Below are 26,121 nucleotides of genomic sequence, written 5' to 3'. Positions count from 1 at the left end.
AACATGGAGATGGGGGATGCGTGAATGAGAAGACATGTGAACGGGTTGTGCTTGTTCATACTGCTGCTGCTTGTCGGCTGTACAACACCTGAGTCTGAATCTGTGCCTCCTCCCATCTCGTCTAACAACTTGGAAACTCTCCCATCTGTTGATGAATGGATGGAATCAGCGGTAGCAAGGGATACCTCTACGAAACCAATTGTCTTGGGTTTTTCACAACTGGGGAGAGAGAGTGCCTGGCGTCTGGCCAACTCTATGTCTATTCGTACTGCTGCGGCTGAATCGGGAATTTCCCTTGTGATAAAAAATGCAGAACAGTCTCAGACGAAACAGTTCGAGGCTGTTCGGTCGTTCATCAGGCAAAAGGTCGACGTCATTGCCATTGCACCTGTCGTGGAATCGGGCTGGGAGAGTATTCTTCAGGAGGCCAAGGATGCAGGCATACCCGTGATCATCGTAGACCGGTCAGTCGATGTCCAAGACACTTCACTTTTTGTGACAACGATTGGATCTGACTTTTATGAGGAAGGTGTGAAGGCGGGGAAGTACATTCAGGATCGGATGCGAAATCATCCGGGTACGAAACGAATTGCCGAACTGCAAGGCACGAGTGGTTCTACGCCTTCCATCCAGCGTGGCGAGGGATTTAGAAGCATTTTCGACACCAGAACAGACATTATCTTTTCACAAAGTGCTCCTGCCGATTTTACGGAGGCCAATGGGAAACAAGTTATGAAAGGTTTCCTTCAGGTTCCGGAAGAAGAAAGGCCGCAGGTTCTTTTTGCCCATAATGACGAAATGGCTTTTGGCGCCATTCAAGCGATCGAAGAAGCTGGGCTGAAGCCGGGAGAGGACATCATCATTGTCTCGGTGGACGGCTCCCGCAAAGCACTTGAAATTCTGGCGAGTGGGAAAATCAACGCCGTCGTGGAATGTAACCCACTGCTTGGTCCTCAGCTTATGCAGGCTACCAAAGAAATTATCGCAGGACGTACACTTCCGAAGCGAATGGTCCCCCCGGAGGACATTTTTACACAGGAGAGTGCTAAACGGGAGATGTACAATCGGAGATTTTAGAGTACGTAGAAAAATAGAACATTTTGGATAAAATAGAATTTACTTTAAATCACCTTATCGTTTATACTAAACTCACCTTGAACTAAAGTCTTATCTATGAGAAAGGAGGCCGTGGTTTATCTTTAATTGAAAGCGCTTTTTTTCGAGGGTTGAACGTTGATAAAGAGAGGGAGTGTAGTAAGGTATTATGCTGTGAATAAATATGAGGAGGTAATATTATGTTCAAAGGAAAGCTGGCAAAAGCGGTAATATCTTTCGCACTCTTCAGTACATTGTTCTCCATTCCTGCAGTGCCTGATGCTCGTGCTGCGGACGCAGCCTGTCCAAATGGTTATGTAGGCTTGACGTTTGATGATGGCCCATCTGGAAATACAACAAACATGCTTAACGCATTGAAGCAGGCTGGTTTACGGGCGACGATGTTCAATGTTGGACAAAATGCGCAAAACAATCAATCTCTGGTTACTGCACAGGTGGCAGCTGGCATGTGGATCGGCAATCATTCCTATACACATCCGAATATGACTACGTTAAACAGTTCTCAGATGTCGTCAGAGATTACACGGACACAGCAAACGATTCAGTCCATTACTGGAAGTTCACCTAAATTGTTCAGACCTCCTTACGGTGCGACAAATGCGACCTTGAAATCTGTTGTGAGCCAGAACGGGCTGACTGAAGTGCTGTGGAACGTAGATTCCCAAGACTGGAATGGCGCCAGTGCAAACCAGATTGTAGCGGCTGTGAACACCATGAAAAGTGGTGATGTCATTCTAATGCATGATCAGTACCAGACAACACTTCAGGCCATTCCGCAGATTGCACAAAATCTGAAGAATCGTGGCCTTTGCTCCGGCATGATCTCACCGGCGACAGGTCGGGCAGTCGCGCCTGATGGAGGCACCACCAATCCTCCAGGTACTTCAACAAAAGTGGAAGCTGAGAATATGACCAAAGGTGGTCAGTACACCGGGAATATAAGCTCTCCTTTCAATGGAGTAGTGCTGTATGCTAACAATGATTTGGTTAAATACACGCAGTATTTTGCAACGGGTACTCATAATTTTTCACTTCGTGGGGCGTCAAACAATGCCAATATGGCTAGAGTGGATTTGAAGATTGGCGGACAGACCAAGGGAACCTTTTACTTCGGGGGAAACAACCCTGCGGTGTATACGCTTAATAATGTTACTCATGGCACAGGAAACCAAGAGATTCAGCTGGTTGTAACCGCAGATGACGGGACATGGGACGTGTACATTGATTACTTGGAAATAAACTAATTATCGCAGGGTTAATTGAAAAATGTACAGAGATGAAATCCCATTGGAAAACCAATGGGATTTCATCGTGTTTTTGGACATTTTGTAATACAAAAGTGGAAGGGAAACATTTATAATGGATGAAATGTGGACAGGGAAAATTTGGTGTGTATTGAAACCATTTGTTTATTAGGAGTGGATTGATCCAATGATCATTATGATTAACGGCGCGTTTGGTTCGGGGAAAACTTCGGCAGCAAAAGCACTTCAACCTTTAATTTCCAACAGTATGATCTATGATCCTGAAGAAATTGGTTATATGCTCAGGAAACTTCTCCCGGAGAATTATAGAGAGGAGAATGAACGGACGGATGATTTTCAAGATATCGAGCTGTGGAGAATACTAACCGTAAAGACAGCAAAAGAGGTTAAACAGAAATATAACAAACACTTGATTATCCCCATGACCATCTATAAAGAGGAAAACTTTCAGTACATCTATAACGGGTTGAGAGAGATTGATCAGGACATTCATCATTTTTGCCTAACGGCTACAGAAGAGACGATATATCATCGTTTGGCGAAACGAGGAGATGAATATGGAGGCTGGCAGTATCAACAAGCGCCCAAGTGTGTTGAAGCTTTCAAGGATGAACAATTCCAAACCTACATTGCTACCGATCATCTGGAAACCAGTGAGATCATAGAACTCATATTGAAGAAGGTTCTAAAATAAAATGCGAAGTTGTATGGGAAGATCTGTATAACGAACAGAAGAGGATGGATGGCAATTGACGACAGTGACTTTTGAAGAGGTAACCGAACAGCATCTTCCTGAAATTAGAGTGATTTATAACTATTATGTAAGGAATACAACAATTTCGTTTCATACGGAGGAATTAGATCTTAATCAGATTAAATCCTCTGTGATGAACCAGGATGCCCGGTATAAAACTTACGTAATTTTTGAAAATAATCAAATGGTGGGCTATGTTCTGATCACCCAATATAAGAGTAAACAGGCTTATGACATCTGCGGAGAAGTCACTATATATTTGAAGCCCGATATTTTGGGAAAAGGCTTGGGCAAACAAGCCCTTCGTTATATTGAGAAGGTTGCAAAAGAACAAGGATTCCATACCTTGATTGCGACAATTTGCATGGAGAATACAAGAAGTAAATCATTATTTGAGAGAAATGGGTATGAACAATGTGCTCTGTTTAAAGAAATCGGATATAAGTTTGATAGAAAACTGGATATTGGAAGTTTCCAAAAGATACTGTAAGGAGATTATTAAATGGTTAACAACCTATATATTATATCTGGCCCCCCTGGAGTAGGGAAATCTACAACTTCCAAGCTGCTGGTGCAGACTTTAGATAAAAGTGCATACATTTCTGGAGATGCGGTTAGTCACTTGCCGGTTAAAGGACGAGGTAAACCTTGGCTTGATAAAGATACAAATGACTTAACGTGGAAAAATATATCCAGTCTAGTGAAAAATTTATTGGACTATAACTACGATGTAGTTTTGGACTATGTTTCCTTTCCGGAGGACGTTAATGGATTAATAGCAGATTTGGAAGCCTATAATGTTCGCATAATCTATGTTGTATTGATGGTGGATCATCAAACCATTATTCATAGAGACTGTCTAAGAGCAGAAGAACATCAAATGAAAGAAAGAAGTGTGCTTCTGCTGGATGAGTTTGAAAATCATCTGAATCTGAGCGCAGATAACAAACTGTATACTCATCATTTTACAGAAGATCAACTACCTGAAATAATAAATGAAATTATAAATAATGAGAAGTATCGGGTGAGATAACAGCGCTTTTTACTAGGCTGCAAATTGTAAAAATGATAAGAGGGTGAACCATTGAACAGAGGAATACGTTTTAGAATACCAAATGCCTATGGTTGCTTTCTTGGGGAGATTTTAAAACCAATAGGAGTATCTAATTTCGATTGGTTTGTTGGTGGAGAAGAATCCTATTTCATTGAGGACGATACATTAGGGGATGATCTTTTTCCGGATATGATTATGGGTATGAATGGAGAAGAATTACAAAAGATTATTGATAACAACGAGTATTATTTAATATTTGCGAATTTAAAAGCATTTCCAAAAGGTGCAAAAATCACAGATGTAATCACCTATGAAGATTATATGTTGAGTGACTGTCAGCTGGTTCTTCTTGTTGTGGATAGTATCTACGTCACGGTTTATTGTAAAGAACCGGAAAAAATCGAGGAAATATATAATCATATAAATAGACAGGGATTTAAATCTCTGGAATATGTAACGGATGAGAATGATATGAGGACAACACTATCGGTCTGGTGAAGGAATAACTGGTTTTGGAGCAACTGTGTAGAGGAGAGGATAATATTATCACTACATACGTTGATATGCATTAACATAGTTACATCATGAATGTGAGCAAGCGCTAATGAACCTGACACGTCTTATTCGGGAATTTGATAAGCCCTTCGAAATCTAAGGAATCTGAGACACGTTATATCAGCATAAATAGCCTTTTATAGCGTTTTTGTCAGGTGATTTTGGGAAAAAAGATGTCTCAAGTTCCTTATAATTTTCAAAGAGGACCTGAAGGCTCAATAAGATGTCCTGTGTTCCTTAGAAAATTGCTTGAACTTGAAGACACACTTTAATCATTTTCCTCAATGATATTTGACTGTTTATGAATACGATTACATCTTATGAAGGAGGAATCTCACCTTGTCTGATTACTATTGGGATGACCAAATTTAATATCTGAGAAATACGCGTTGGTTATATTATAACGATGATTATCTCGAATTTTTGGTTCAACGTGTATGGAAGATTGAAAATCCAGTAGATCTTATCGACTATGGGTGTGGTTATGGCTATCTTGGGTTGAAACTGCTTCCTTTATTACCCGAAGGATCAACCTATACCGGATTAGACAAAGGCAAGGAATTGATTAAACAGGCCAGAGAGTTTTTCTCAAAGACCTCTTATCAAACGACTTTTATTGTAGATGACATTGAAACAGTAAAAGTGAAACGTCAATACGATGTTGCAATAAGTCATGCCTTCTTATTACATATGACAGAGCCTATCACCGTTCTTCAGAAGATGATCGAAAGTGTAGTAGATGAGGGTATAATGATATGTTTTGAACCCCATTGGATCGCTAATATGTCAAACTATGAATTACATGGACTTGATCAATCCAATATTATCCAGTTAGGTATTCTCCAAAAATTATTCGAGGAGGATAGCAAACGGAATGGTAAAGACGGAAATATCGGTATGAAGCTTCCAATCCTGCTTAGCCAACTTGGGTTGAGAAATGTAGAATGCCGGGTGAGTGACAAGGTTAACTTCTTAGATCAAAACATGCCAGGTTCAGATAAGCAAAGACTTTTTCACGCATTAAAGGAAGAAGGGCTGGGACAAAAAAACAATGCAAGGCATGAAGTTGTTACTCAATTGGTTGAAAGAGGACTTCATTCAGACGAAGCGAATAGACAATATGAAGCAGAGGATGTGTTTGCTAGGGAGTTTAATGAGAGCTCATGGTTAACCTACGCTCCGAACATGAAAATTACATCGGGAATCGTAACGAGATAAGCCTATAGTTTCTAATACTCATAAGGAGGTACAGAGGATGATATAAAGGAGAAAAACCTATGTTATTGCGACTTCTTTTGTAGAAGAGTTTAATGCTCTATTTAATGATATTTTGCTGCCATCCCAATTGAAATACGGATCAAGACTTATTGGAAGATGGCATACACCCATAGATGATGAAACCAGTGAGATTTTTGCGATGTGGGAATACGATACCCTTGAACAATACGAAGAGATTGAGAAAAATATAAAATCAGATACAGAACACGTAAAGCGCGTTCAAGCTCATTTTGATCAGATCGGAAGACATCGGTATAAAGAAGTATTTCGAGAAGAAATTTGGCAAGCATTTTTCACATCGACAGTAGATCGCGAACAAACGATTTTGAAGTGAAAAAATGAAGAAGGAGATGAGAGAAGATGGAGACAGAAAGACTTATATTTCGGAAATATACCAAAAATGATTTTGATTTACTTTTTGAGATGACACGTGAGCCAAATATGATGAAATTTATAAGACATGGAGGACCCTGGACGAAGGAAGAAACGATGCAAAGCCTGGAAAAGTTCATCAACTGGAATAAAAACGATAAGGGGCTGTTTCTTGCATTCAATAAAGAGGATCACAAGTGCATTGGAACCTCTGGACTGATTCCGCAGCTCATTGAAGGCACGGACGAGCTTGAAGTTGGTTACTGGGTTATGGAGCAATACTGGGGAATGGGTTACGGATATGAACAAGCTAAAGCATGGAAGGAATATGGCATGGGTCACTTGAAACAGAGACGGTTGATATCGTTGATTCAACATGGCAATGTGGGTTCTATGAAAGTCGCGCAAAAGAATGGCATGAAACATGAGAAGGACGTAGACATCATAGGAAAAAAAGTAGCGGTGTACTCGATTGAGGTGAATTGAAAATGACTCCTTTTCCTGAACTGGAAACTAAAAGAATGTTGTTAAGAGAAATTAAACAGAGTGATTCCCAAGACATTTTTCATATTTTTTCTAATGAACGTTTCCAAAATGGTCACATCTATGCATTGTTGAAGAAAGAATATGTATGAGAATACGAATTATCGGGTCTTGCGGTAGTGGGAAATCAACATTAGCCAAAGAATTATCGGATAAATACGGTATTCCTTCCTATGAATTAGATAATCTAATCTGGGACAGAAGCGCCGAAAATCTGAGATACCCTGAAAGTGTGAGGGATGAATCCGTCCAATCTATTGCCTGTTCAGAGGCTTGGATCATGGAAGGAGTACAGTACAAAGATTGGACTTTACCATCCATACAAGAAGCAGATTTAATTTTTGTATTAAACCCAAATGTGTTCATTATAGATTATCGGATTATAAAGAGGTTTGTATTCTCCAGAATGGGCTTGCGACCGTCGAATTACAAGCAGTCATTCAAGGACTTATGCAAGATGATTGTGAAGTGGAATCATCAATATAATATAGATGCAGCGATAGATGTGATTAACGAAAATAACAAGACAGCAATGATCACTAAGAATAAAAAACAAGTTATACAGTTGATTGAACATCATTTGGAAGTAGTTAGTGATCTACAGGTTGGCAATAAGGTGAAAAATTCTAATCGTGCAAAGAATACATGTGATGATTTTCTAAATGAGGTGACTTAAACATTGAATAATATCAATCATGAGGGTGAATTACAAATCGTATTTGGTAATCATGAAGAAGACTATAAAACCGTTTGTAATAACTTATATAACTATAATGTCTCTGAAACAAATGGGTTATTAAACAAGCCTGGACAAACTATAAATCTTTTTTTACGCGACGAGACAGGTAAGGCAGTGGGTGGGATCTTCTGTGCTACATATTGTGAAACATTATATATTGATAATTTTTGGATAGATGTGGAACACAGAAAGAAAGGATACGGAAGATCTTTAATCATGCAAGCAGAAAGCATGGCTTCTGAATTAGGATGTAAGCTTGCACACACAAGCACATTTTCATATCAATCTCCTGAATTCTACAAGACGATGGGATATAAAGTCTTTGGATTAATTGATGAGTATCCTGATGGAATTGTTCAATACTTCCTAAAGAAAAGATTGTAAGACGAAAACTTAACGTGGCATTGGACGTAACGCAGGGTGACTTTGTAGAAACAAAAGGATGGCGCTCAGAATGGGGAGTGGAACTTGAAACAACTCATCTCTGCTGCCTGGATTGCTAGAAGTGTAAGTCCTTCTCTTACTTCAAACACCTTATATAGCTACCACTGGCGCATAATGAAAAGCATCGAGGAAGAAGAAGCTGAAAATAAAACGTTTTATGCTTTGGGTATGGGTGTTGGACGAGGGCAGTATATCTTTGTTAACCAAAAGCGAGGATTGGTTGCGGTATTCACAACAATTATATCTGATGATTGTTTGTTACCGCTTCAGTGGTTTAACCAATATATTTTGAAAGAGTAGTCATGTTGTAATTGGAGGGATACCATGAGTCAATGGTTTGATCTAGATGAACTTGATCCAGAGTTAATCAAATTTGCAGTGATAATCGCTAAATATAACCATAAATTCATCATTATCAAAAATAGGAAAAGAGGAGGTTGGGAGATCCCAGGAGGCAACAAAGAAATTGGGGAAACCATTTTACATACGGCGAGTCGAGAACTCTATGAAGAGACAGGTGCAGTGCATTTTGAATTGACACCTTATGGCGTATATGAATGGAATGGGAGCTTTGGTATGGTCTCTTATGCTGAGGTTAATTGGCTTGATAGCTTACCCGAGTCGGAGATTGATGAAATAAAACTTGTGGACGTATTGCCTGAAGGGATGAACTTCGGAGATATGTTTTATCATTTCTTGGATAGATGGGATGGACTTGATAACCATGAGTTAGAGAAGTACACCATCCAAATAAATCATTTGAATGAGTTGCCTGTAATTAAAATAAGCTGATTTAATCTGTAGGAACTGAAACTAAAGGAGATGGCAACGACCATGATAACATATAGGACTTTGACCCTTGAAGATGTCAACCAGTTGGGGGAAATAGACCGTTCGGAACATATTGATCTCATCTATGAAATGAGAGAGAACGAATTGGTAGAGCTAAAACAAAATCATGAGTGCTCCAACTGGGATGAGAAGCTTTTGGAGGAAATTCAAAATCGATACGTCTTCGAATTAGAACAAGGTGGCATGGCATATGGCGCATTTGCTGAGGAGCGGTTAATTGGATTTGGATTGCTGGCACATCAACTTAGAGGAAGTGAGCAAAATCAATTACAAGTTGACTTGATGTATGTCTCACGCGACTACAGAAGACAAGGCGTTGGAAAACGTATTCTAAACCAATTAGGTGAAGAGGCTAAGAAACGTGGAGCACAGTATCTGTACATCTCCTCCACAGAAACGAGATCAGCGGTATCCTTTTACAGAAGCCAGGGCAGCCAGATTACTAGTGAAATGGATCAGGAACTTTATGACAGAGAGCCGAAAGATATACACATGATAAAGGAGCTGGGCACATGACAACAACAGTAGGCATACTTGGCACGATTCATAATCCAGAACTCAGGGAGCGATATCATTGTTCGCTTTCTCTTTACAAGAATGTGATAACTGAGTTTAAGCCAGATCTCATTTGTGGTGAAGTTCATCCACAGAGTTGGTTGAGATATCTGAAGGACCAAAATGATAGAGGATACTGGGGAGAACCGGCAAGCGAGTTTTGGGATATGGTATTTCCTTTGTGCGAAGAGCAGGACATTCCATTTGTGCCTATTGATTGGTTTGAATTGGATGTGTGGAATGCATTTGATCCATTTAACGGTTATTCGAGTGAGGAGCGCAAAGAACTCGAACAGCGGGATGATGACTGGTTTGCGGAACAAATGGACACGTATCGGTTTGGGGGAATTCCCTTTAATTCAAAGGAGTTCGATCGTATAACCAAACAAAAATATGCATGGTTAGGGCAGATTAACCCGAAGGCACAGAACTTTCGCTGGGTTGTCCGTAATCAGATTATGGTTCAGAGAGTCAAAAATACAATTGAAGCTCATCCAGGGAAACGAATCCTCTGTATCATAGGAGCCGATCATAATTACATTTTCCAAGAAGAACTGATGAACGACTCTATTGAATTGTTGTATCCGCAACGCTAGAGAAAGCGTCAGTATAAATAGGTTTAAGCCCGTAATTAAGGAGCATTATATGTGCAAAAAAATCCGTAAAACACTTAAGTACAGCTTATTGAGTATCATTTTAATGATTATAGTTGCTTTGATATTTCCCACATGGACACCCCAAATTAAAGGGGAGAACAGCATCAGCATGTTAGAGCAGATCGAAATCAACGGCGCAGGTCACGAGGTCATGATCAGGGGAGTTGACCGGAGTAATCCTATCCTGATTTTTGTGCATGGGGGGCCGGGATGCTCGGAGATTCCTTACGTTAGGAAGTATCAGAAGGAGCTTGAGCAACACTTCACTGTAGTCCATTATGATCAACGTGGGAGCGGAAAGTCCTATCACTTTTTTGAGGATTATTCGAATCTGACAACAGATGTATTAGTAGATGATTTGTTAGCGTTAAGTGATGTTGTATCTAAGGAGTTAAATCAAGAAAAGGTTATATTAATCGGTCATTCATTTGGTACATACATCGGGATGAAAGCTGCGGCTAAGGCGCCAGCTCAGTTTCACGCGTATATTGGCATTGGGCAGATGGCAGATACGCTTCAGAGCGAACTGGAGAGCATGGAGTACACGTTAGAACAAGCGAAACAAGCCGGTAATGAAGTGGATGTTGAAAAACTGGAGCTAGTTCGTGGGTCGATTGAGCAAGGAAATGATCTTACACCTAGAATTCTTTTGCAAAAGTACGGCGGCGCTGCCAGACTTATCAATGAGAATAGAGATTATATTTCAGGATTCCTTTTGAATCCCGAATACAATGGATTGGATATGATTCGCTTTTATTCAGGGATGTTCAGTTCGCAAGACATCTTACTGAGGGAAGCATTTGATCAAAATTTACCCGACATTGTGGATCATCTGGAGATTCCTAGTTATTTTGTGATGGGTAAATATGATTATATGACCACTACGAATGCAGCACGTGATTATTTCAAAGGACTCGATGCACCGATCAAAGATTTCGTTGTATTTAACGAATCGGCGCATTACCCACAGTTTGAAGAGAAAGATAAATTCTTATATTGGTTAATTGAGCTATTTTAAGATGCACGGAGAGCAGCAAGATCATATTTCGATGGTTGATTTTGATCAAGAACATATTCAAGCAATTAAATGAAACGGATAGATGGATTATTTTGTAGTAAATCGTCAAAAAAGAGCAATAAATATATATCTTTATTTTCCATAAATGTGTTATTATGTTGGTGAAAGACGAAAATTTCATTTGTTTGATCGATAGGGAAGGAGGCGTGAATTCTCGAATCATTCAATCTGAATCAATAGATTAACTGCACTGCTTGTTAAAAATAATAGAATAAGCGGAGGTATGGTTATGTTCAAAAAATGGAAGAAATTCAGCATCAGCAGCTTGGCGCTTGTGTTAGTGGCTGCCGTGGCCTTTACCGGATGGAGCCCCAAAGCATCAGCAGCAGACGCTTCGCAAGTGGTGGCTGAGATGGGTGCAGGTTGGAATCTGGGCAATCAGCTGGAAGCAGCGATAAATGGCACACCGAGTGAGACAGCTTGGGGCAATCCTACGGTGACTCCGGCGCTGATCCAAAAAGTGAAAGCTGCGGGCTTCAAGTCGATTCGTATTCCCATCTCCTATTTGAACAACATTGGAAGCGCTCCCAATTATACAATTAATGCGGCATGGTTGAATCGAATTCAGCAAGTTGTAGATTATGCCTACAATGAAGGTCTGTATGTCATCATCAATATTCACGGCGATGGTTACAATTCTGTACAGGGTGGATGGTTGCTCGTGAATAGTGGCAATCAGACTGCCATTAAGGAAAAGTATAAAAAAGTGTGGCAGCAGGTGGCTACCAAGTTTAGCAACTACAATGATCGTCTTATTTTCGAATCCATGAACGAAGTGTTCGATGGCAACTATGGTAATCCGAATTCGGCGTATTACGCTAATCTGAACGCCTACAATCAAATTTTTGTGGACACGGTAAGGCAGACCGGAGGCAACAATAATGCCAGATGGTTGCTGATTCCAGGCTGGAATACCAATATTGACTTCACCGTTGGTAATTATGGCTTTGTTCTCCCGACAGATAATTTCAGATCCTCGGCCATTCCTAGTTCGCAGAAAAGAATTATGATCTCGGCACACTATTACTCTCCATGGGATTTCGCTGGTGAGGAAAACGGTAATATCACGCAGTGGGGTGCAACGGCTACGAATCCTGCGAAGAAGTCTACTTGGGGACAAGAGGATTACTTGGAATCGCAGTTCAAGTCCATGTACGATAAATTTGTCACTCAAGGCTATCCTGTAGTGATTGGTGAATTCGGTTCAATTGACAAAACATCGTATGATTCAACCAACAATGTATATCGTGCAGCATATGCCAAAGCAGTTACAGCAAAAGCCAAGAAATACAAAATGGTTCCGGTTTATTGGGACAACGGGCATAACGGTCAACATGGATTCGCCTTGTTTAACCGTCAGAATAATACCGTGACGCAACAAAACATCATTAATGCAATCATGCAAGGTATGCAATAATAGACGAACTAGCTTAATCCATGCAAGCAAACGGCGTGTTCCTGAAAAAGGGACATGCCGTTTTTTTTTGTTGCGGGAGGTGATATCCACAATATTTCCCAATTCATTTTACATAAGCCATATATAGAATTCATCAAATCCCACAATACCTTTTATATACTTAATTTGCTCGATATAGCGAACTCAAAGGACTAGGTGGTAGACAGAATGTTAAAAAAACGTGATTTGCAGGAATGCCATTCATTGTACAGTTTGATGATGGACCCCGCAGTTTCGCCTTATGTTCGTTATCTATGTCAATCGTATGAAGAATATCTATTTATCACGAAACAATTGATGGCCGAAGAAGAGCGAAAAACAGTGATTTCCCGAACGATTTTGAATGAGACAGGACAGCCAATTGGTACCATTGATCTATATCATGTCGAGCAGCAAACGGGTTTCTTGGCCACATGGATTGGAGCCCCGTATTTTGGTAATGGATACAGCCAAAGAGCGAAATCAGCCTTTTTGGTTGAAATGTTTCTGGAACATGCGATTGAAACGGTATTTATGAAAATTCGAAAGCAAAATATAAGATCCAGAAAAGCGGTAGAAAAACTGCCTTATGTGAAACTAGCCAATGATGTGTATCCCGATGTATACCAATTCATTAATGCCAAGGAACAGATCTATGATCTGTATCATGTGGAACGATCGACTTTTTTTGAACATCATATGGATCTGCACCATGTAGTGGCAACGTAACATATTCAGAGAGTTTACTACAGCGGCGTCAGTGATGACGGCGCTATTTGCTATGATGAGAGTGAAGTTGGAAAACACTTGAATGTAAAATGCAGGAATATGGAATGGAGAATCGAAAGACATGAAGTAGATCATGCGGATGTAACATGATGGACGGATCATAAAAGGAGGCATGAAATGAACAATATCAACAAGATTCTGGGTGTAATCCTCATGCTTGGCAGTGTGTTTATTTCGACGATGGAGCGAATTTCAATACGAGTATCTGTTGCTATAGTAGAAGCAGGATACGCTTCAGGAGGGACTAACGTACCCCAGTTTGCTCAGATGAACGAGCATCCAACAGGTTTACTCGTATATTTCATGTTTTTGGTTGGTTTTATACTATTAGTCGCGGGATTTCCGGGGAGTTATAAGAAGAGTCGTAATCGCAACCATACCCAAGAAAGATAGTATTAGGAGGGATGAGAGTGGCCGAACAGGAGGAAGTGTTATCGGGAGGTAATGTGAATCAGGTTGTCAGAATCGGAGAGACGGTTCGCAGGAGTTCCAGACCTGATCCTTATGTGCAGGAGTTGCTGGTGCATCTTGAAAAAGAAGGCTTTTATCAGGCTCCACGATATCTCGGTGTTGATGCGGAAGGAAGAGAAATGCTCTCGTATCTTGATGGACACGTTCCTGGCAATGATTATCCCGAGATTGAAGCGTACATGTGGTCAGATGAATCGCTTAAGGGAGTTGCAAGACTTTTGAGAACCTATCATGATGCGACTGTTTCATATCTAACTGCCGCTCAATCCAGCAATGCCTATTCTGATATGGAGCAACATGAGGTCGTGTGTCATAACGATTTTGCATTATATAACGTGGTATTTAAGGATGGCGTGCCACAGGGGATTATCGACTTTGATATGGTCGGCCCGGGTCCACGTCTGTGGGATATTGCCTATACATTATATACTTGCGTTCCGCTGGCGAGTTTTTCACCCCAAACTCAGATGCGTGGTAAGGAGGTTATCCCTTATTGCAGTGAAGTGCACGCAACCGTTCGGAAGGAACGCATTGAATTATTCATGAGCACATACGGAGTGACTGTACCGCCGGATTTGAAGCAATGGGTGTTGTCTCGCATTCGTTTCTTGTGTGAGACATTGGCTAATCGTGCGGCTGACGGGGATGTCGCTTTTCTGAAGATGGTTGAAGAGGGCCATCTGTCCCACTACGAGAAAGAAGTTATTTTTCTGGAAAAACATTGGGATGAATGGATTTGAAAAGTAACGCTAATGGACCGCGTGATAGCCTATGGGCTGTCAGCGGTTTTTTTGTCGTCTACGTCCGTTCCCTATGAATTCCTTTCTAATCATTTTCAACAATTGTGATCAACAATACAGCAATATTGTTCGGATTATATTGAAATAACTGTGATACAATTCATTGTAAAGCGCTATCATTGTAAATTATTAAACTATATTGCTATTTATATTCTGGGAAGGGAGATCTTTATTGATGCTAACCATACACACCCCGACGAATATTGCTTTACAGGAAAATGAAGTTTACGTGCGATCAGAAGCAGATAACTTTCAGGATGAATGGCCTGTTCATACGCACAACGGGTATGAGATTCATTATTTTATCCAAGGAGATGCGACCTTTTTAATCGGTGATCGAATATATAAGCCGCTGCCTGGAGATATGTTTATATTCAGAGGGGGTGTGCCCCATCGGATCAATCCTTCAAGAGAAATCGTATACAAGCGAAGTTTCGTCAATTTTACGGAATTATTGTTACTGGACATGCTTGCTGTGAGTCAATTGGAGAATCTGATGTCCATATTCCGGCATCCCAATGGATTGCTGGTGCATTGGTCCCTGGAGGAGCGTGAACATATCACAGGTATATTTAAAGGGATCAAGGAGGAGATGGATGCAGGAAATACAGGACACAAAACAATGGTCAAATTAAGTCTTACCCAATTGTTGTTGCGGATTTACCGGAAAACGACCAGTGAGCAATCCGCAGATCCTATTTTATTTTCTTCCCAGAAGCAGACAAGTGTAAGCCGGGTTCTTCATTATTTAAACCAGAACTACACAGAGAATGTTTCACTGGATGATCTGTCCAAAACACTCCATTTGAATAAATACTATATATGTCACTCTTTCAAAGAGACGACGGGATATACCATAAGCAATTATGTAATACGGAAAAGAGTTGCAGAGGCCAAAAAATTATTACTGTCTACAGATGCACCGATTTTGTCCATATCTGAGACGTTAGGCTTTAATACACCTGTATATTTTAGTAGGGCATTTAAACAGTATGTGGGTGTATCGCCACAGTTGTTCCGCAAAAATGAATTGCTCAACGAAGCCAAAATTCATTAAACCCTTCCAAGGAGATGTTGATATGACGAGAAGAACAACATTTAAGCTCATCACTAGCCTGGTAATGGTCATGTTACTCATCGTGCTGACTGCTTGCGGAAATACAGGTAACAATTCTGATTCGAAACAATCAACGCTGGATTTTCTGTGGTTCTCTGATGGGAAAGAAGGAGAAGTCATTAAGGAAATCATTAAAGAATATGAGCAGACGAATACCAAGGTTAAGATCAATCTGATTGAAGTTGGTTTCAAGGACATGCAAACCAAATTAAAAACAATGTTATCGGGTGGAAAGCCACCTGCCCTAAGCCGGGTCACGGATACCGGATCATTTGCTAATCAGGCGGTTGATCTTACACCCTACGTGGACAGTGCCAGTCAATTCGAGGATCAATTTATCGACTCTCTTAAACCTTATTATGTTATGAATGACAAGCTGGTGGCTGCGCCTATGGACGTCACAGCGAATGGACTTATTTATAACAAAACCTTATTTGATAAAGCGGGCGTCAAGGTACCTACTTCACCCGATCAGGTATGGACGTGGGAAGAATATATCGCTGCATTAAAAGAGGTTATGGACAAAGGTGGAGCACGATATGGCATGGTATGGGATGTCACTCCGCATAGATGGTCCACTCTTTTGTACCAGAATGGTGGAAGTATCTTAACAGAGGATGGCAGTGCGGCGGCCATTAACAGTGAAGCCGGAATCCGTTCGATGGAGATGTTCAAGCAACTTCATCAAGATGGAATTATGCCTGAATCGGTATGGCTCGGAGGGGAGAACCCGAACAACCTGTTCCGTTCCGGGACGGTAGCTACCCACTGGGCCGGCAACTGGATGATTAGCAATTACAAGGATATCACCGATTTTGAATGGGGCGTCACCTATATGCCGAAAGGAACACAACGTTCATCCGTGCCCGGCGGGAAGTTTCTCATGGCTTTCAAAGGCAGTGGTTATGAGCAGGAGGCAGCAGAATTCATTGAATATTTAACCTCCAAAGAAGTGAATTCCAAATATAATCAGGAATCATTGTTTATGAGTCCACGGAAGGACAGCTCCGTATTAAATTATGAATTTGGCAAGGAGATGTTTGAAATTTTCTCGGATGAACTGAAGAACAGTTCACCTCTTGCCGCGAATGACTGGTCTAAGCAAACGCTTATATCCAAAATTTCAACGGATTTGAAAAATAACATTATGGACGTTCTGTCAGACAAGGCAACTCCGCAGGAGGCTTTGGATCGAACAGCCCAACTGATTAACGAGGCTATCGGCAGTCAATAAACCTAAATTCATTACGACAATTCGCATAACGGGGGCTTAACGATTCCTGTGAGCCTCCCTTTCGAATGAACACATAAGGAAGGGGCAAGCAGATGAGTGAAGGACAACGATTAAACAGGAATACGCTGGCAAAACAGAACAGGAAGCTCGTTATTGCTCCTTATCTGTTTATACTTCCCAACCTCCTGATCTTTGGAACGTTTATCGTATTTCCCTCTTTATTGGGTCTCTATTATTCTTTCCATGTCTACGATGGATTGAACCCAATGAAATACAACGGGCTGGAGAATTATATCAAAATCATAGGGGATCGGGAATTTTGGTCGACCATCGGACGAACGGGGATTTATGCAGCAATTGTTGTCCCGCTAATCTATGCAGCAGCATTAGGCATTGCATTACTGCTTGCGCGCGAGATACGAATGCGGGGGTTCTTCAGGGCCGTATTTTACTGGCCGACCATGATTTCTTACATTATCGTAGGTTTGACCTGGAAGTGGATTTTTGGAGATTCATTCGGCATCTTGAATCATCTGTTAACGGTGGTTGGTGTGGAACCTGTAGGCTTTCTGACCTCTCCCTTTTGGGCAAATACGGCTGTGATTATCGCAACGGTTTGGTCTCGTGCAGGCTTTTTCATGGTCATTTTTATCGCAGGCTTGCAGGCCATACCTACGGATTATTATGAAGCTGCCCGCTTGGACGGCGCAACGGGAACAAAGGTATTTCGCTATATTACCCTCCCACTTTTGAAGCCTACCAGCTTACTCGTTGTTATGCTATGTCTGATTGACGCGTTCAAAGCCTTCCCACTTATGTTTGCGCTTACAGGCGGTGGGCCGGGCAAGGAAACCACCTATATTGTTCAATATATCTATGAGATTGGCTTTAACAGGCAGGAGCTTGGGCTAGCCAGCGCCATGTCGGTGATACTGTTTATCCTTATTGGCGGATTCTCAGCTCTGCAATTCCGTCTATCGAAAGGAGGGGCTACGTGATGGTAATGAAACCTATGGTCAAAATCGTCATTTACAGTATGTTAAGTGTTGCCGCAGTAGTGTGGCTCCTACCTGTTCTGTGGGTCGTAATTTCTGCCCTGAAAACGAATAGCGATCTGTACAGCTTTCCTCCAAAGTTGTGGCCCGATCCAGTCACCTTCGAGCATTTCAGGGAGGCATTCAAAAAAGGTAATTTTGGCTTGTATTTTATGAATAGTACAATCGTAACTTTGAGCTCAACGCTGCTGTTGTTGCTGATCAACTCCATGGCAGGCTTTGCACTCGCGAAGTACCGCTTCCGTGGAAGCTCGATCATATTAATCGCTTTTATCTCAACCCTCATGATTCCGATTGAGGTCATTATGATCCCTATCTTCAAGGTACTGAGTACACTTGGGATGTATAATAGCCTGCTCGCGATTATTATACCACCAGCAGCAACTCCGACAGGTGTGTTCCTTATGCGGCAGTACTTGCTAAGCGTACCGGACGAACTGCTGGAAGCTGCCCGGATGGATGGAGCCGGTGAATGGAAAATTTACTGGAGCATTATTCTTCCCATAGCGAAGCCGATTCTGGCCGTGCTTGCGATCTTCTCCTTCATGTGGAGATGGGATGATTTTGTATGGCCGTTAATTGCTATTAGTGATCCATCGAAATATACGATTCAGCTTGCGCTCTCTAATTTTATTGGTGAATACAACGTAGATTGGGGCAGCCTCCTGGCCATGTCCGTAATCACGATGCTTCCGGTACTGATTGTTTTTATGGTTTTCCAGCGTTATTTTGTCAGCGGTATGATTACTTCAGGAATGAAAGGATGAGTTGAATGTCAGATATTACCCGTGAGGGGACGGATACCTTGAATTATAAACCTATGAAATTAGGCCACCATCAGGTCATTAATCATTGGATCATCAGTGGCATATATACGAAGCCTGTTGCCTTTGTTCCAACAACGATGGAGGGAGATATTAATGATTGGCTTATCGATGGCTTTGCCATCCATGAGAATCCATGCAGAAAAGAATTTGTAGAACATAGGAGAACGCAGCCTGTGAACCGATTTTTTGACCAATGGAGTGAGTTTCCTAGCCCGGGAGACAGCTTCGTTGGAGAAGAAAACGGGAAGCCGTGGACACTGTATTCTCCCTGGAATAATCCAAGGGTGGAGCAATCCGGATTTTGGTTTGTACCGACACATCTGCGCAGTTACGCCGCGACAAGGTTGATTTCTGCGACTGCTCATACCGCCTCTTTGCGGATCAAGACCTATGGCAGTCTGACATTGTGGGTGAATGGGGGAGTGGTAACGGATTTTGCGCCACTCATGCGTAACAAGGAGCAGGAAATCGTTATCAAAGCTGAACTTGTAGCCGGAATCAATGAGATCTATGTCTGCTGGGAGGATCTCGCTGAGCGGGATACCATGTATGCTTTTGCGGTGGAATACCTGGGAGACGAAGAATTGGAAATTTCCTTGCCTATTGCTCCTCATTTGGCAGAAAACGTGAAATACGCAGAACAAGCCCTTGAACAGGCTTATTTTCCTTCGGATCTCTTTAGAGGGGAGCAGATTAAGCTAAAGCTGCCGCTTCCCTTACCAGACATCGTTAGAGAAGTTGATATCCAGTATGGCAATTTCTTTGATGGCACCGAAAACAAGACAATACACATAGTCGAAAAGGAAACGGATCTGGTTCTGGCGCACACCAACGAAATTGGCCATCATTACGTATACTTCACGCTGACGATTTCAGTTTCAAACGTAGCATTGACGAAGAAGTTCGGCTGTCAATCCTACGATACCAGTTATGATGAAGCTGCTCAGCAAGCTACGGATATGGAAGCACGCAAATCTCTGGCTCTGCAATGTATTGCTGAGAAGGGCAGTCGTAACATTCATACGGCTATAGCCATGTTAAAAACAAATGGCAATCTGCAAGAAGCGGAAAATATGTTGCTTGAAGGCGTGGAGGGGATCGAGCAACGAAAGGATTGCAGTGACTTCTATCTGGTGGGGCTGTTTCGTCTCTGGAGAGATGAACGAAATAGCGGTCTGTTCAGTGAATTGTTCTGGGATCGGGTAAAAGCAAGTATTCTGGGCTATCGATATTGGATTGATGAACCTGGTGATGATGTGATGTGGTTCTTCAGTGAGAACCATGCTCTGTTATTCCATACCAATGAGCTGTTAGCCGGACAACTGTTCGGGACTGAAACGTTCAGCAACAGTGGTGAGTCCGGTGAAGTTCACCGTCAAAAAGCGGAGCAGCGGCTTAGCTTATGGTTTGAGCGCTTTTTGGATGAAGGATTGGCAGAATGGAATTCAAGTGCATACATTCCTATTGATGCAGTGGGGCTGCTACATATCTATGAATTTGCCCATAATGAGCAGCTCAGGCAGCAAGCGAAAAAGGCAATGGACCTGCTATTCTATTATATTACCGTTCAGATGCATCAAGGCGTCATGTCCACAACGTTTGGCCGCAGCTATGAGAAGGAACTGCTGGGTAGTTATGCAGCGGGAACGACTTCCATGTGCTGGATCGGTTATGGTATCGGCAATGTTAACAATTATTCAATCAGCAATGTTGCTTTGAGTTTATCGGATTACAATCCACCAGCAGCTTATCAGGAGCATCTGTTGCTCGGGGAAAATCAGCAATTGGTGTTCGCCAATGAGCAGGGCAAGGGAGGTTACGCCAAGCTCTATCATCATCGGACAGAGGAGTACGCTCTTTCCTCCATCATTCGCTTTCGTCCAGGCAAGCTAGGTTATCAGGAGCATGTCAACCATCTGTCTCTGTCTCCTGAAGCGCAGATATGGGTGAATCATCCGGCAGAAATATACAAGCATGGGGATGGACGGCCTTGCTTTTGGGCTGGAAACGGGATATTGCCTGACGTTGTTCAGCATGAGGGGATCGCTCTAATGATGTTTGATATCCCGGCAGACCAGACTGCGGATTGGACACATGCTTATTTTCCTGTGAGCTTTTTCACAGAATGGGTGCAGCATGAGAACTGGTATTTTGCCCGTCTGAATAAAGGATATGTGGCGCTATATGCAGCCAACGGGACGAGTATGGAGACCAACGGGGTGACAAAAGATCGTGAGCTTATTTCTCCTGGATTGCGTAATGCCTGGATCATCAGAGCAGGAAACGAACTGCAATTCGGATCATTTGGCCATTTTATAAATTCAGTTCGTTCCTCCAGCCCGCACTTCGACAGTACATCCCTGACGCTTAGCCTGACCGACTCGGTATACGGTTCCATTCAGTGGGGAATGAACAAGCCTTTTCTTATTCAAGGAGAGGAAGTTGTACATGACGGATATGGCGTAAAGGGACAGTTGCAGTTACAGGACATCAAACGTTGATGCTGAGCAATAAATCTAGGGAGTGAAAACAATCATGCCGAATCAAGAAGTTCTTCTGGAGAAAATAAGCAGGGTATCCGATGCGATGAAATCGATGAAAAATACAAGCATCAACGAACAATTTCCCATTGGACTAATCGACATCCACCTATGGGAATGGCCGCAAGGTGTCGGCCTTTATGGTCTGCTTCAGTTCTATGAAGCCACGAAGGATGCCGAAGCACTAGAATTTCTCGAATCATGGTACAATGCAAGGCTGCTGGAGGGGTTACCAGAAAAAAATGTGAATACCTGTGCTCCGCTGCTTACGTTGATTTCACTATGCGAACTGACCGGAAACAAGGAATATGAACGTGTCTGTGAAGAATGGAGCAGCTGGATTATGGACGAACTGCTACGAACCGGAGACGGTGCATTCCAGCATATGATCACAGGAGACGCCAACGATGGCCAGATTCTGATCGACACCCTTTTTATGACGGTATTATTTCTGGCCAAAGCTGGGGTGTATTTTAAGAAAACAGCATATGTGGAAGAAGCCAAGCGGCAATTCCTTGTGCATATTAAATACCTGTACAATAAACAAACCGGGCTGTTCTATCACGGCTGGGATTTCAACGAAAATCATAATTATGGCGCAGTTCACTGGGGAAGAGGCAATGCATGGTATACGGCGGGGGTTATGGATTTTCTGAATATCGCCCCCATTGAAGATGGGCTGAAGGCCTATCTGTTGGATACAGCGACCGCTCAAATTAGAGCGCTTAGCAAGCTTCAGAGTGAGAACGGGATGTGGCACACCGTACTGGATGATCCGCACTCTTACCAAGAAACTTCCGCAACGGCTGCGATGGGATACGGGATTCTCAAGGGAATCCGGTACGGATACTTGGACGAGTCCTATCGCGATACCGGCACGAGAGCACTTGAAGCAGTGCTGCGGCAAATTGATGATAACGGAGTTGTACAACAGGTATCCTACGGGACCCCTGTGGGACAGGATGCCCAGTTCTATAAAGATATACCGATTAGTCCGATGGGCTATGGACAAGCTCTTACGTTGTTTATTCTGATTGAGGGGTTGTGGGTTCCAGCCACCGAATAAAATAAGTCGGGCTTGTGTAGAGGATAGGGATACCGATTCCTCTATCCTCCTTTGCTTGAAAGGGCACTTATTTGTTCTATCATCCTATGAACATTCTCTACTTTAAAGGCATTGGAATAACCCCCTGGAATTCATAAGAATACCAGGGGGTTATTTTAATGTGTTTTGCGTTTAGCTCTTGCCTGTCAACGTTGACTCCCCATAGGCCCGAATCTCGATCAACTCCGCATACTTGCTGCCATTGGTGGTGTCAATGTTTACCCTAAGCGCTTGTGTATGCACAGCTGTATCCAGACGATGAATGACTTTCCTTTTGCGGTTCTCCGCTGCACTTACGATCTCAATCCATTCCCCAGACCGACTCAATACCTCTACCCGATAATCACGTACAAGTTCAGGCATGACGCGGAATGTTGTCTGATGGTGATGCAGATTAACCAGATCCTCGTTCACATCATCATTAAAGGTCAAGTGCAGTTCAGCCAAGGCTTGAGGCTCTTCCCATGTGAGTTGCACCCATTCCGGCTTGCCAGACTGCATCGGCTGGGACATCCACTGCTGTGGCCCGCCGTAAGGGCGATGGTAACCGTTGACTGTGTTTTCTGGTAAATAGGCCGTCGTCTCAGAAAGGGTACGACAGCAGAATGGCTGACGCGCCAACCCCTGCATGGACCATAATACAACGGGCTGATCCGTGGCATGATCCTCCAGATTTTTGGACACATGGTTCTCTTCTGTTCGGAAGAAAATCAGCACCCCGCTGTGTGCCTCCGTGGAATGGTAGAGGGAGACGTCTTCATTCGCCCGGATAATAATAAATGCATTCTGTGGTTCTTCCGGTTGCCATTCAAGCGGAAGCTTCACCCACTGCCTGGTTCCCGTTGCAACATTAACGGTTGCCGTAACTTGTAACGTATGGGGGACGTAATTCTCCTTACGCCCCGTATCCCACAGCTCTACCGTCAGCACGGTATCGCTGGATGCATCCAGCAGCAGCTCCAGGCCGCTGAGCATTGGCTGCACGGGCAGCAGCAGGGCAACATCCGCACCCAGCGGGTACGTTTCCCCAGGCTGCTCAAGAGCGATGCCCGTCAGCGTGCTGGAGGCTGAAGCCTTGGCACGCCGGGCCAGATCCAGCTCATCGCGGCTGCGCACCCCGATGATGGAAGCGTCCTGCCGCAGCAACGTCTGCTGCAGCGCCGCCAGATGCCTCGCGTACAACTCGCGCGGCGACACCCCCATGGCCGCGCAGAGCGCTGCGCCCGTACCCGCGGCTTCGCCGATGACCGCGCATGTGGCCATGACGCGCGTTGTGCCGAAGGCGACATGTGATGCGCTGATGTCGCGTCCGGCCATGAGCATATTCCGCACATTCGCGGAATACAGCGAGCGGAACGGCACGTGATACACGCCATCGGCATGCATATGCTTCGAGCCGCTCGCTTCGGCATACATGCCCTGCGGGGGATGCAGGTCGATGGACCAGCCGCCAAAAGCTACGGCATCCGAGAACTCCTGCTGGCTGATAATATCGTTCTGGGTGAGCACATGGTCACCCGTGAAGCGGCGGTACTCCCTTTTGCCAGGAAGAGAACCGATCCACTCCAGCGTCATATGATCGGCATCGAATTTCCCGGAGTTCTTGATGTAGTCCCAGATCCCGTAGATCACGGACGACAGCTCATCACGGATCAGCTCATTGTCGTGTACGGTATCATGTTCACCGCCCCATTCAATCCACCAGTAATGACAACCGGAATCCCCGCTGCGAATGACCCGGCGAATTGGAATACTCGTCTGTGTGATATCCTTGGCAAAAGAAGGTGGGATATAACGGACGGGTGCACCGGTATCCTTGGTGTAAAAGAGCAGTGTACTGCCCAGCGTGATCTGATCGGCAACCTCAGGTGCCCATTCTTCACCATATTCGCTGCGGGCTTCCCGGCCGAGCGCAAACTTGGCACCTGCCAGAAAACCAACCAGTCCATCGCCTGTACAGTCCAGATAGATCTGACTCTCAAATCGGATTTTGCGCTCAGAGCCCATCATCCACCCGGTAACAGAGGTGATCATACGTTCTTCGCCATCCCCTGTGGCCTCAACTTCATGGACATCCGTGTTCAGATACAGGCTGATGTTGGATTCAGCTCGGACGGCTTCCAGAATGACCAAGTCCCAGAGATAAGGATTGCCCTCCGGATTACGATATTGATTCTCTACAAATAGTTCCCCCATGATGCCTGTCTCGCGGGCATAACGGTTAATCCCGTGGGCGGTAGCGCCACAGACCCATACGCGTACTTCGCTGCTGGAATTGCCGCCAAGTACGGGGCGATTCTGTATCAGTGCGACCTGTTGGCCCAGCCGGGCAGCAGATATCGCAGCACATACGCCCGCAAGCCCGCCTCCGATGACGGTGATATCCGGTTTAACGAGTTCGTGCTTCATACAAACACCTCTCTCATGAATATGGATGAGCCTAAGCTTAGATTTCATATTTCATATCTATAATTTCATATTAGTTCTATATATTTACTTTTCAAATACACTATATTATCATCGAGCATATACTTTATTTCATAACAAAGGCAGGTGTGTCATGGAGCTTCTTAATCACATCTACTGGAAGAAGAAAGCTACATTTGCGCTCGCAGAAGATATCTACGATGCTTGGGTGGTCTTTGCCGTTGAAGAGGGAGTATTCCGTTACGAGATTGATGGACTGACAGGAGAGGCGGGGTTTGCTGATCTGGTGTTGTGCCCACCCCACGTTGCTTTTCGCAGAGAGACGGTAACCCCGCTGACGTTTCACTATATGCAGTTCTCTTGTAACACCACAGACGGGGAGAACCTTCTGCCGCCAATTGGAAAATCTCTAATTAATGATACAAAGCGTCTGGCTTCAACATATGCCTACCTTCGTCAGGCGAGTGAGGACAACGATGAGGCTTCAACAGGATGGAAAACCCATTTGATGATGGATCTGTGGCGACTGCACCAATGGGAGCGCAGACAGAGCAGGCTAATGGAAACGAAGTTCACGGAGGATGCTCTGATGGCTGAAGCGGCAGTGTTGTTGGAGGAGTGGGCAGGTGAAGCAGTTAGTCTTCGAACGTTGGCGGAACACCTGGCGTTAAGTCCGGTCCAGCTTACCCGGAGGTTCCGGGAGGCCTTTCAAGAGACACCCTCCGATTATCTGAAGGCGATTCGTCTCAAAAAGGCAAAAGCCTTACTGGCAGATAGCCGTCTGACCCTTACGCAGATCGCCGAGAGATGTGGATATGAGAACGGATTTTATCTGAGCCGTGTATTTTCGTCCACCATAGGAATCAGCCCCTCGGAGTACCGGAGACGACATCAAGTGTGAGATGAGGGTTCCAATGAACCAACCAACCAATCAACCAATCAACCATCGATTCATTCGTTCTTTCACCAATAGAACATATCTGTGCATTTCACTTGGATACAAGCAACGAATAACACATATCCATGCAAATCATTCGACTCCGGCTGTAAATGGCAGGCA

General features: G+C 43.5%; 28 protein-coding genes. 27 read left to right on the top strand and 1 reads right to left on the bottom strand.

Annotation, left to right across the window (positions count from 1 at the left end):
- The first annotated feature begins 24 nt into the window (after positions 1–24).
- The 26 genes from ACX9NY_RS11485 to bglB all read left to right on the top strand — a co-directional run bounded on the left by ACX9NY_RS11485 (position 25) and on the right by bglB (position 22,595).
- On the top strand, positions 25–1,077 hold the full coding sequence (locus ACX9NY_RS11485; protein ID WP_472478631.1) for an ABC transporter substrate-binding protein: 1,053 nt from the start codon (positions 25–27) through the stop codon (positions 1,075–1,077).
- A gap of 218 nt (positions 1,078–1,295) precedes the next feature.
- The gene (locus ACX9NY_RS11480; RefSeq protein WP_472478630.1) at positions 1,296–2,360 is read left to right on the top strand and encodes a polysaccharide deacetylase family protein; all 1,065 of its coding nucleotides are present in this window, start codon (positions 1,296–1,298) and stop codon (positions 2,358–2,360) included.
- 187 nt (positions 2,361–2,547) lie between these two features.
- Positions 2,548–3,075, top strand: a complete 528-nt coding sequence (locus ACX9NY_RS11475) for an AAA family ATPase (RefSeq protein ID WP_472478629.1) — start codon at positions 2,548–2,550, stop codon at positions 3,073–3,075.
- Positions 3,076–3,139: 64 nt separating this feature from the next.
- On the top strand, positions 3,140–3,625 hold the full coding sequence (locus ACX9NY_RS11470) for a GNAT family N-acetyltransferase (protein WP_339261389.1): 486 nt from the start codon (positions 3,140–3,142) through the stop codon (positions 3,623–3,625).
- A gap of 12 nt (positions 3,626–3,637) precedes the next feature.
- On the top strand, positions 3,638–4,168 hold the full coding sequence (locus tag ACX9NY_RS11465) for a P-loop nucleotide/nucleoside kinase family protein (RefSeq protein ID WP_472478628.1): 531 nt from the start codon (positions 3,638–3,640) through the stop codon (positions 4,166–4,168).
- Between the two features lie 51 nt (positions 4,169–4,219).
- The gene (locus ACX9NY_RS11460) at positions 4,220–4,687 is read left to right on the top strand and encodes a DUF2691 family protein (RefSeq protein ID WP_472478627.1); all 468 of its coding nucleotides are present in this window, start codon (positions 4,220–4,222) and stop codon (positions 4,685–4,687) included.
- A gap of 432 nt (positions 4,688–5,119) precedes the next feature.
- Positions 5,120–5,962 (top strand): methyltransferase domain-containing protein, encoded by an 843-nt coding sequence (locus ACX9NY_RS11455; RefSeq protein WP_472479274.1) that lies wholly within the window; start codon positions 5,120–5,122, stop codon positions 5,960–5,962.
- A gap of 64 nt (positions 5,963–6,026) precedes the next feature.
- Positions 6,027–6,356 carry an NIPSNAP family protein gene (locus ACX9NY_RS11450; RefSeq protein WP_472479272.1) on the top strand — a complete coding sequence of 110 codons (330 nt, stop codon included), beginning with the start codon at positions 6,027–6,029 and terminating at the stop codon, positions 6,354–6,356.
- Between the two features lie 26 nt (positions 6,357–6,382).
- Positions 6,383–6,880: a GNAT family N-acetyltransferase gene (locus tag ACX9NY_RS11445; protein ID WP_339260611.1), complete on the top strand. Its 498-nt coding sequence runs from the start codon at positions 6,383–6,385 to the stop codon at positions 6,878–6,880.
- Between the two features lie 145 nt (positions 6,881–7,025).
- On the top strand, positions 7,026–7,613 hold the full coding sequence (locus tag ACX9NY_RS11440; RefSeq protein ID WP_339241859.1) for a P-loop NTPase family protein: 588 nt from the start codon (positions 7,026–7,028) through the stop codon (positions 7,611–7,613).
- Between the two features lie 3 nt (positions 7,614–7,616).
- Positions 7,617–8,060, top strand: coding sequence for a GNAT family N-acetyltransferase (locus ACX9NY_RS11435; protein ID WP_339260615.1), 444 nt, complete (start codon positions 7,617–7,619; stop codon positions 8,058–8,060).
- An 84-nt stretch (positions 8,061–8,144) separates the two neighbouring features.
- A complete protein-coding gene (locus ACX9NY_RS11430) occupies positions 8,145–8,420 on the top strand; it encodes a hypothetical protein (RefSeq protein WP_339260617.1) in 276 nt (91 codons plus the stop codon).
- A 24-nt stretch (positions 8,421–8,444) separates the two neighbouring features.
- Positions 8,445–8,912 carry an NUDIX domain-containing protein gene (locus ACX9NY_RS11425; protein WP_339241862.1) on the top strand — a complete coding sequence of 156 codons (468 nt, stop codon included), beginning with the start codon at positions 8,445–8,447 and terminating at the stop codon, positions 8,910–8,912.
- A 42-nt stretch (positions 8,913–8,954) separates the two neighbouring features.
- On the top strand, positions 8,955–9,488 hold the full coding sequence (locus tag ACX9NY_RS11420) for a GNAT family N-acetyltransferase (RefSeq protein ID WP_472478626.1): 534 nt from the start codon (positions 8,955–8,957) through the stop codon (positions 9,486–9,488).
- Positions 9,485–10,123, top strand: coding sequence for a hypothetical protein (locus ACX9NY_RS11415; protein ID WP_472478625.1), 639 nt, complete (start codon positions 9,485–9,487; stop codon positions 10,121–10,123). Before ACX9NY_RS11420 ends, ACX9NY_RS11415 begins: the two co-directional genes overlap by 4 nt.
- 49 nt (positions 10,124–10,172) lie before the next feature.
- Complete coding sequence (locus ACX9NY_RS11410; RefSeq protein ID WP_472478624.1) at positions 10,173–11,201, top strand: alpha/beta fold hydrolase; 1,029 nt, start codon at positions 10,173–10,175, stop codon at positions 11,199–11,201.
- Between the two features lie 289 nt (positions 11,202–11,490).
- Positions 11,491–12,678, top strand: coding sequence for a glycoside hydrolase family 5 protein (locus ACX9NY_RS11405; RefSeq protein WP_339260625.1), 1,188 nt, complete (start codon positions 11,491–11,493; stop codon positions 12,676–12,678).
- A 207-nt stretch (positions 12,679–12,885) separates the two neighbouring features.
- Positions 12,886–13,425: a GNAT family N-acetyltransferase gene (locus ACX9NY_RS11400; protein WP_472478623.1), complete on the top strand. Its 540-nt coding sequence runs from the start codon at positions 12,886–12,888 to the stop codon at positions 13,423–13,425.
- Between the two features lie 177 nt (positions 13,426–13,602).
- Complete coding sequence (locus ACX9NY_RS11395) at positions 13,603–13,878, top strand: hypothetical protein (RefSeq protein WP_472478622.1); 276 nt, start codon at positions 13,603–13,605, stop codon at positions 13,876–13,878.
- Between the two features lie 17 nt (positions 13,879–13,895).
- On the top strand, positions 13,896–14,696 hold the full coding sequence (locus tag ACX9NY_RS11390) for a phosphotransferase (RefSeq protein WP_472478621.1): 801 nt from the start codon (positions 13,896–13,898) through the stop codon (positions 14,694–14,696).
- Positions 14,697–14,931: 235 nt separating this feature from the next.
- Positions 14,932–15,813 (top strand): AraC family transcriptional regulator, encoded by an 882-nt coding sequence (locus tag ACX9NY_RS11385; RefSeq protein WP_339260627.1) that lies wholly within the window; start codon positions 14,932–14,934, stop codon positions 15,811–15,813.
- Between the two features lie 22 nt (positions 15,814–15,835).
- Positions 15,836–17,107 (top strand): ABC transporter substrate-binding protein, encoded by a 1,272-nt coding sequence (locus tag ACX9NY_RS11380; protein WP_472478620.1) that lies wholly within the window; start codon positions 15,836–15,838, stop codon positions 17,105–17,107.
- Between the two features lie 92 nt (positions 17,108–17,199).
- On the top strand, positions 17,200–18,105 hold the full coding sequence (locus ACX9NY_RS11375) for a carbohydrate ABC transporter permease (RefSeq protein WP_339241882.1): 906 nt from the start codon (positions 17,200–17,202) through the stop codon (positions 18,103–18,105).
- Between the two features lie 5 nt (positions 18,106–18,110).
- The gene (locus ACX9NY_RS11370) at positions 18,111–18,929 is read left to right on the top strand and encodes a carbohydrate ABC transporter permease (RefSeq protein WP_472479270.1); all 819 of its coding nucleotides are present in this window, start codon (positions 18,111–18,113) and stop codon (positions 18,927–18,929) included.
- A gap of 5 nt (positions 18,930–18,934) precedes the next feature.
- The gene (locus ACX9NY_RS11365; RefSeq protein WP_472478619.1) at positions 18,935–21,490 is read left to right on the top strand and encodes a hypothetical protein; all 2,556 of its coding nucleotides are present in this window, start codon (positions 18,935–18,937) and stop codon (positions 21,488–21,490) included.
- Positions 21,491–21,524: 34 nt separating this feature from the next.
- Positions 21,525–22,595 carry a beta-galactosidase BglB gene (bglB, locus tag ACX9NY_RS11360; RefSeq protein ID WP_472478618.1) on the top strand — a complete coding sequence of 357 codons (1,071 nt, stop codon included), beginning with the start codon at positions 21,525–21,527 and terminating at the stop codon, positions 22,593–22,595.
- A 171-nt stretch (positions 22,596–22,766) separates the two neighbouring features.
- Here bglB and ACX9NY_RS11355 read toward each other — a convergent pair whose 3' ends face one another.
- Positions 22,767–25,043 (bottom strand): FAD-dependent oxidoreductase, encoded by a 2,277-nt coding sequence (locus tag ACX9NY_RS11355; RefSeq protein ID WP_472478617.1) that lies wholly within the window; start codon positions 25,041–25,043, stop codon positions 22,767–22,769.
- A gap of 151 nt (positions 25,044–25,194) precedes the next feature.
- Between ACX9NY_RS11355 and ACX9NY_RS11350 the strand changes: the two genes are divergently transcribed.
- Positions 25,195–25,962, top strand: a complete 768-nt coding sequence (locus ACX9NY_RS11350; protein ID WP_472478616.1) for a helix-turn-helix domain-containing protein — start codon at positions 25,195–25,197, stop codon at positions 25,960–25,962.
- Positions 25,963–26,121: the final 159 nt, after the last annotated feature.

The sequence above is a fragment of the Paenibacillus sp. CB74 genome (assembly GCF_055687625.1).
Note: the sequence above shows the minus strand (reverse complement) of the source record. Positions and strands in the feature narration are given on the sequence as shown.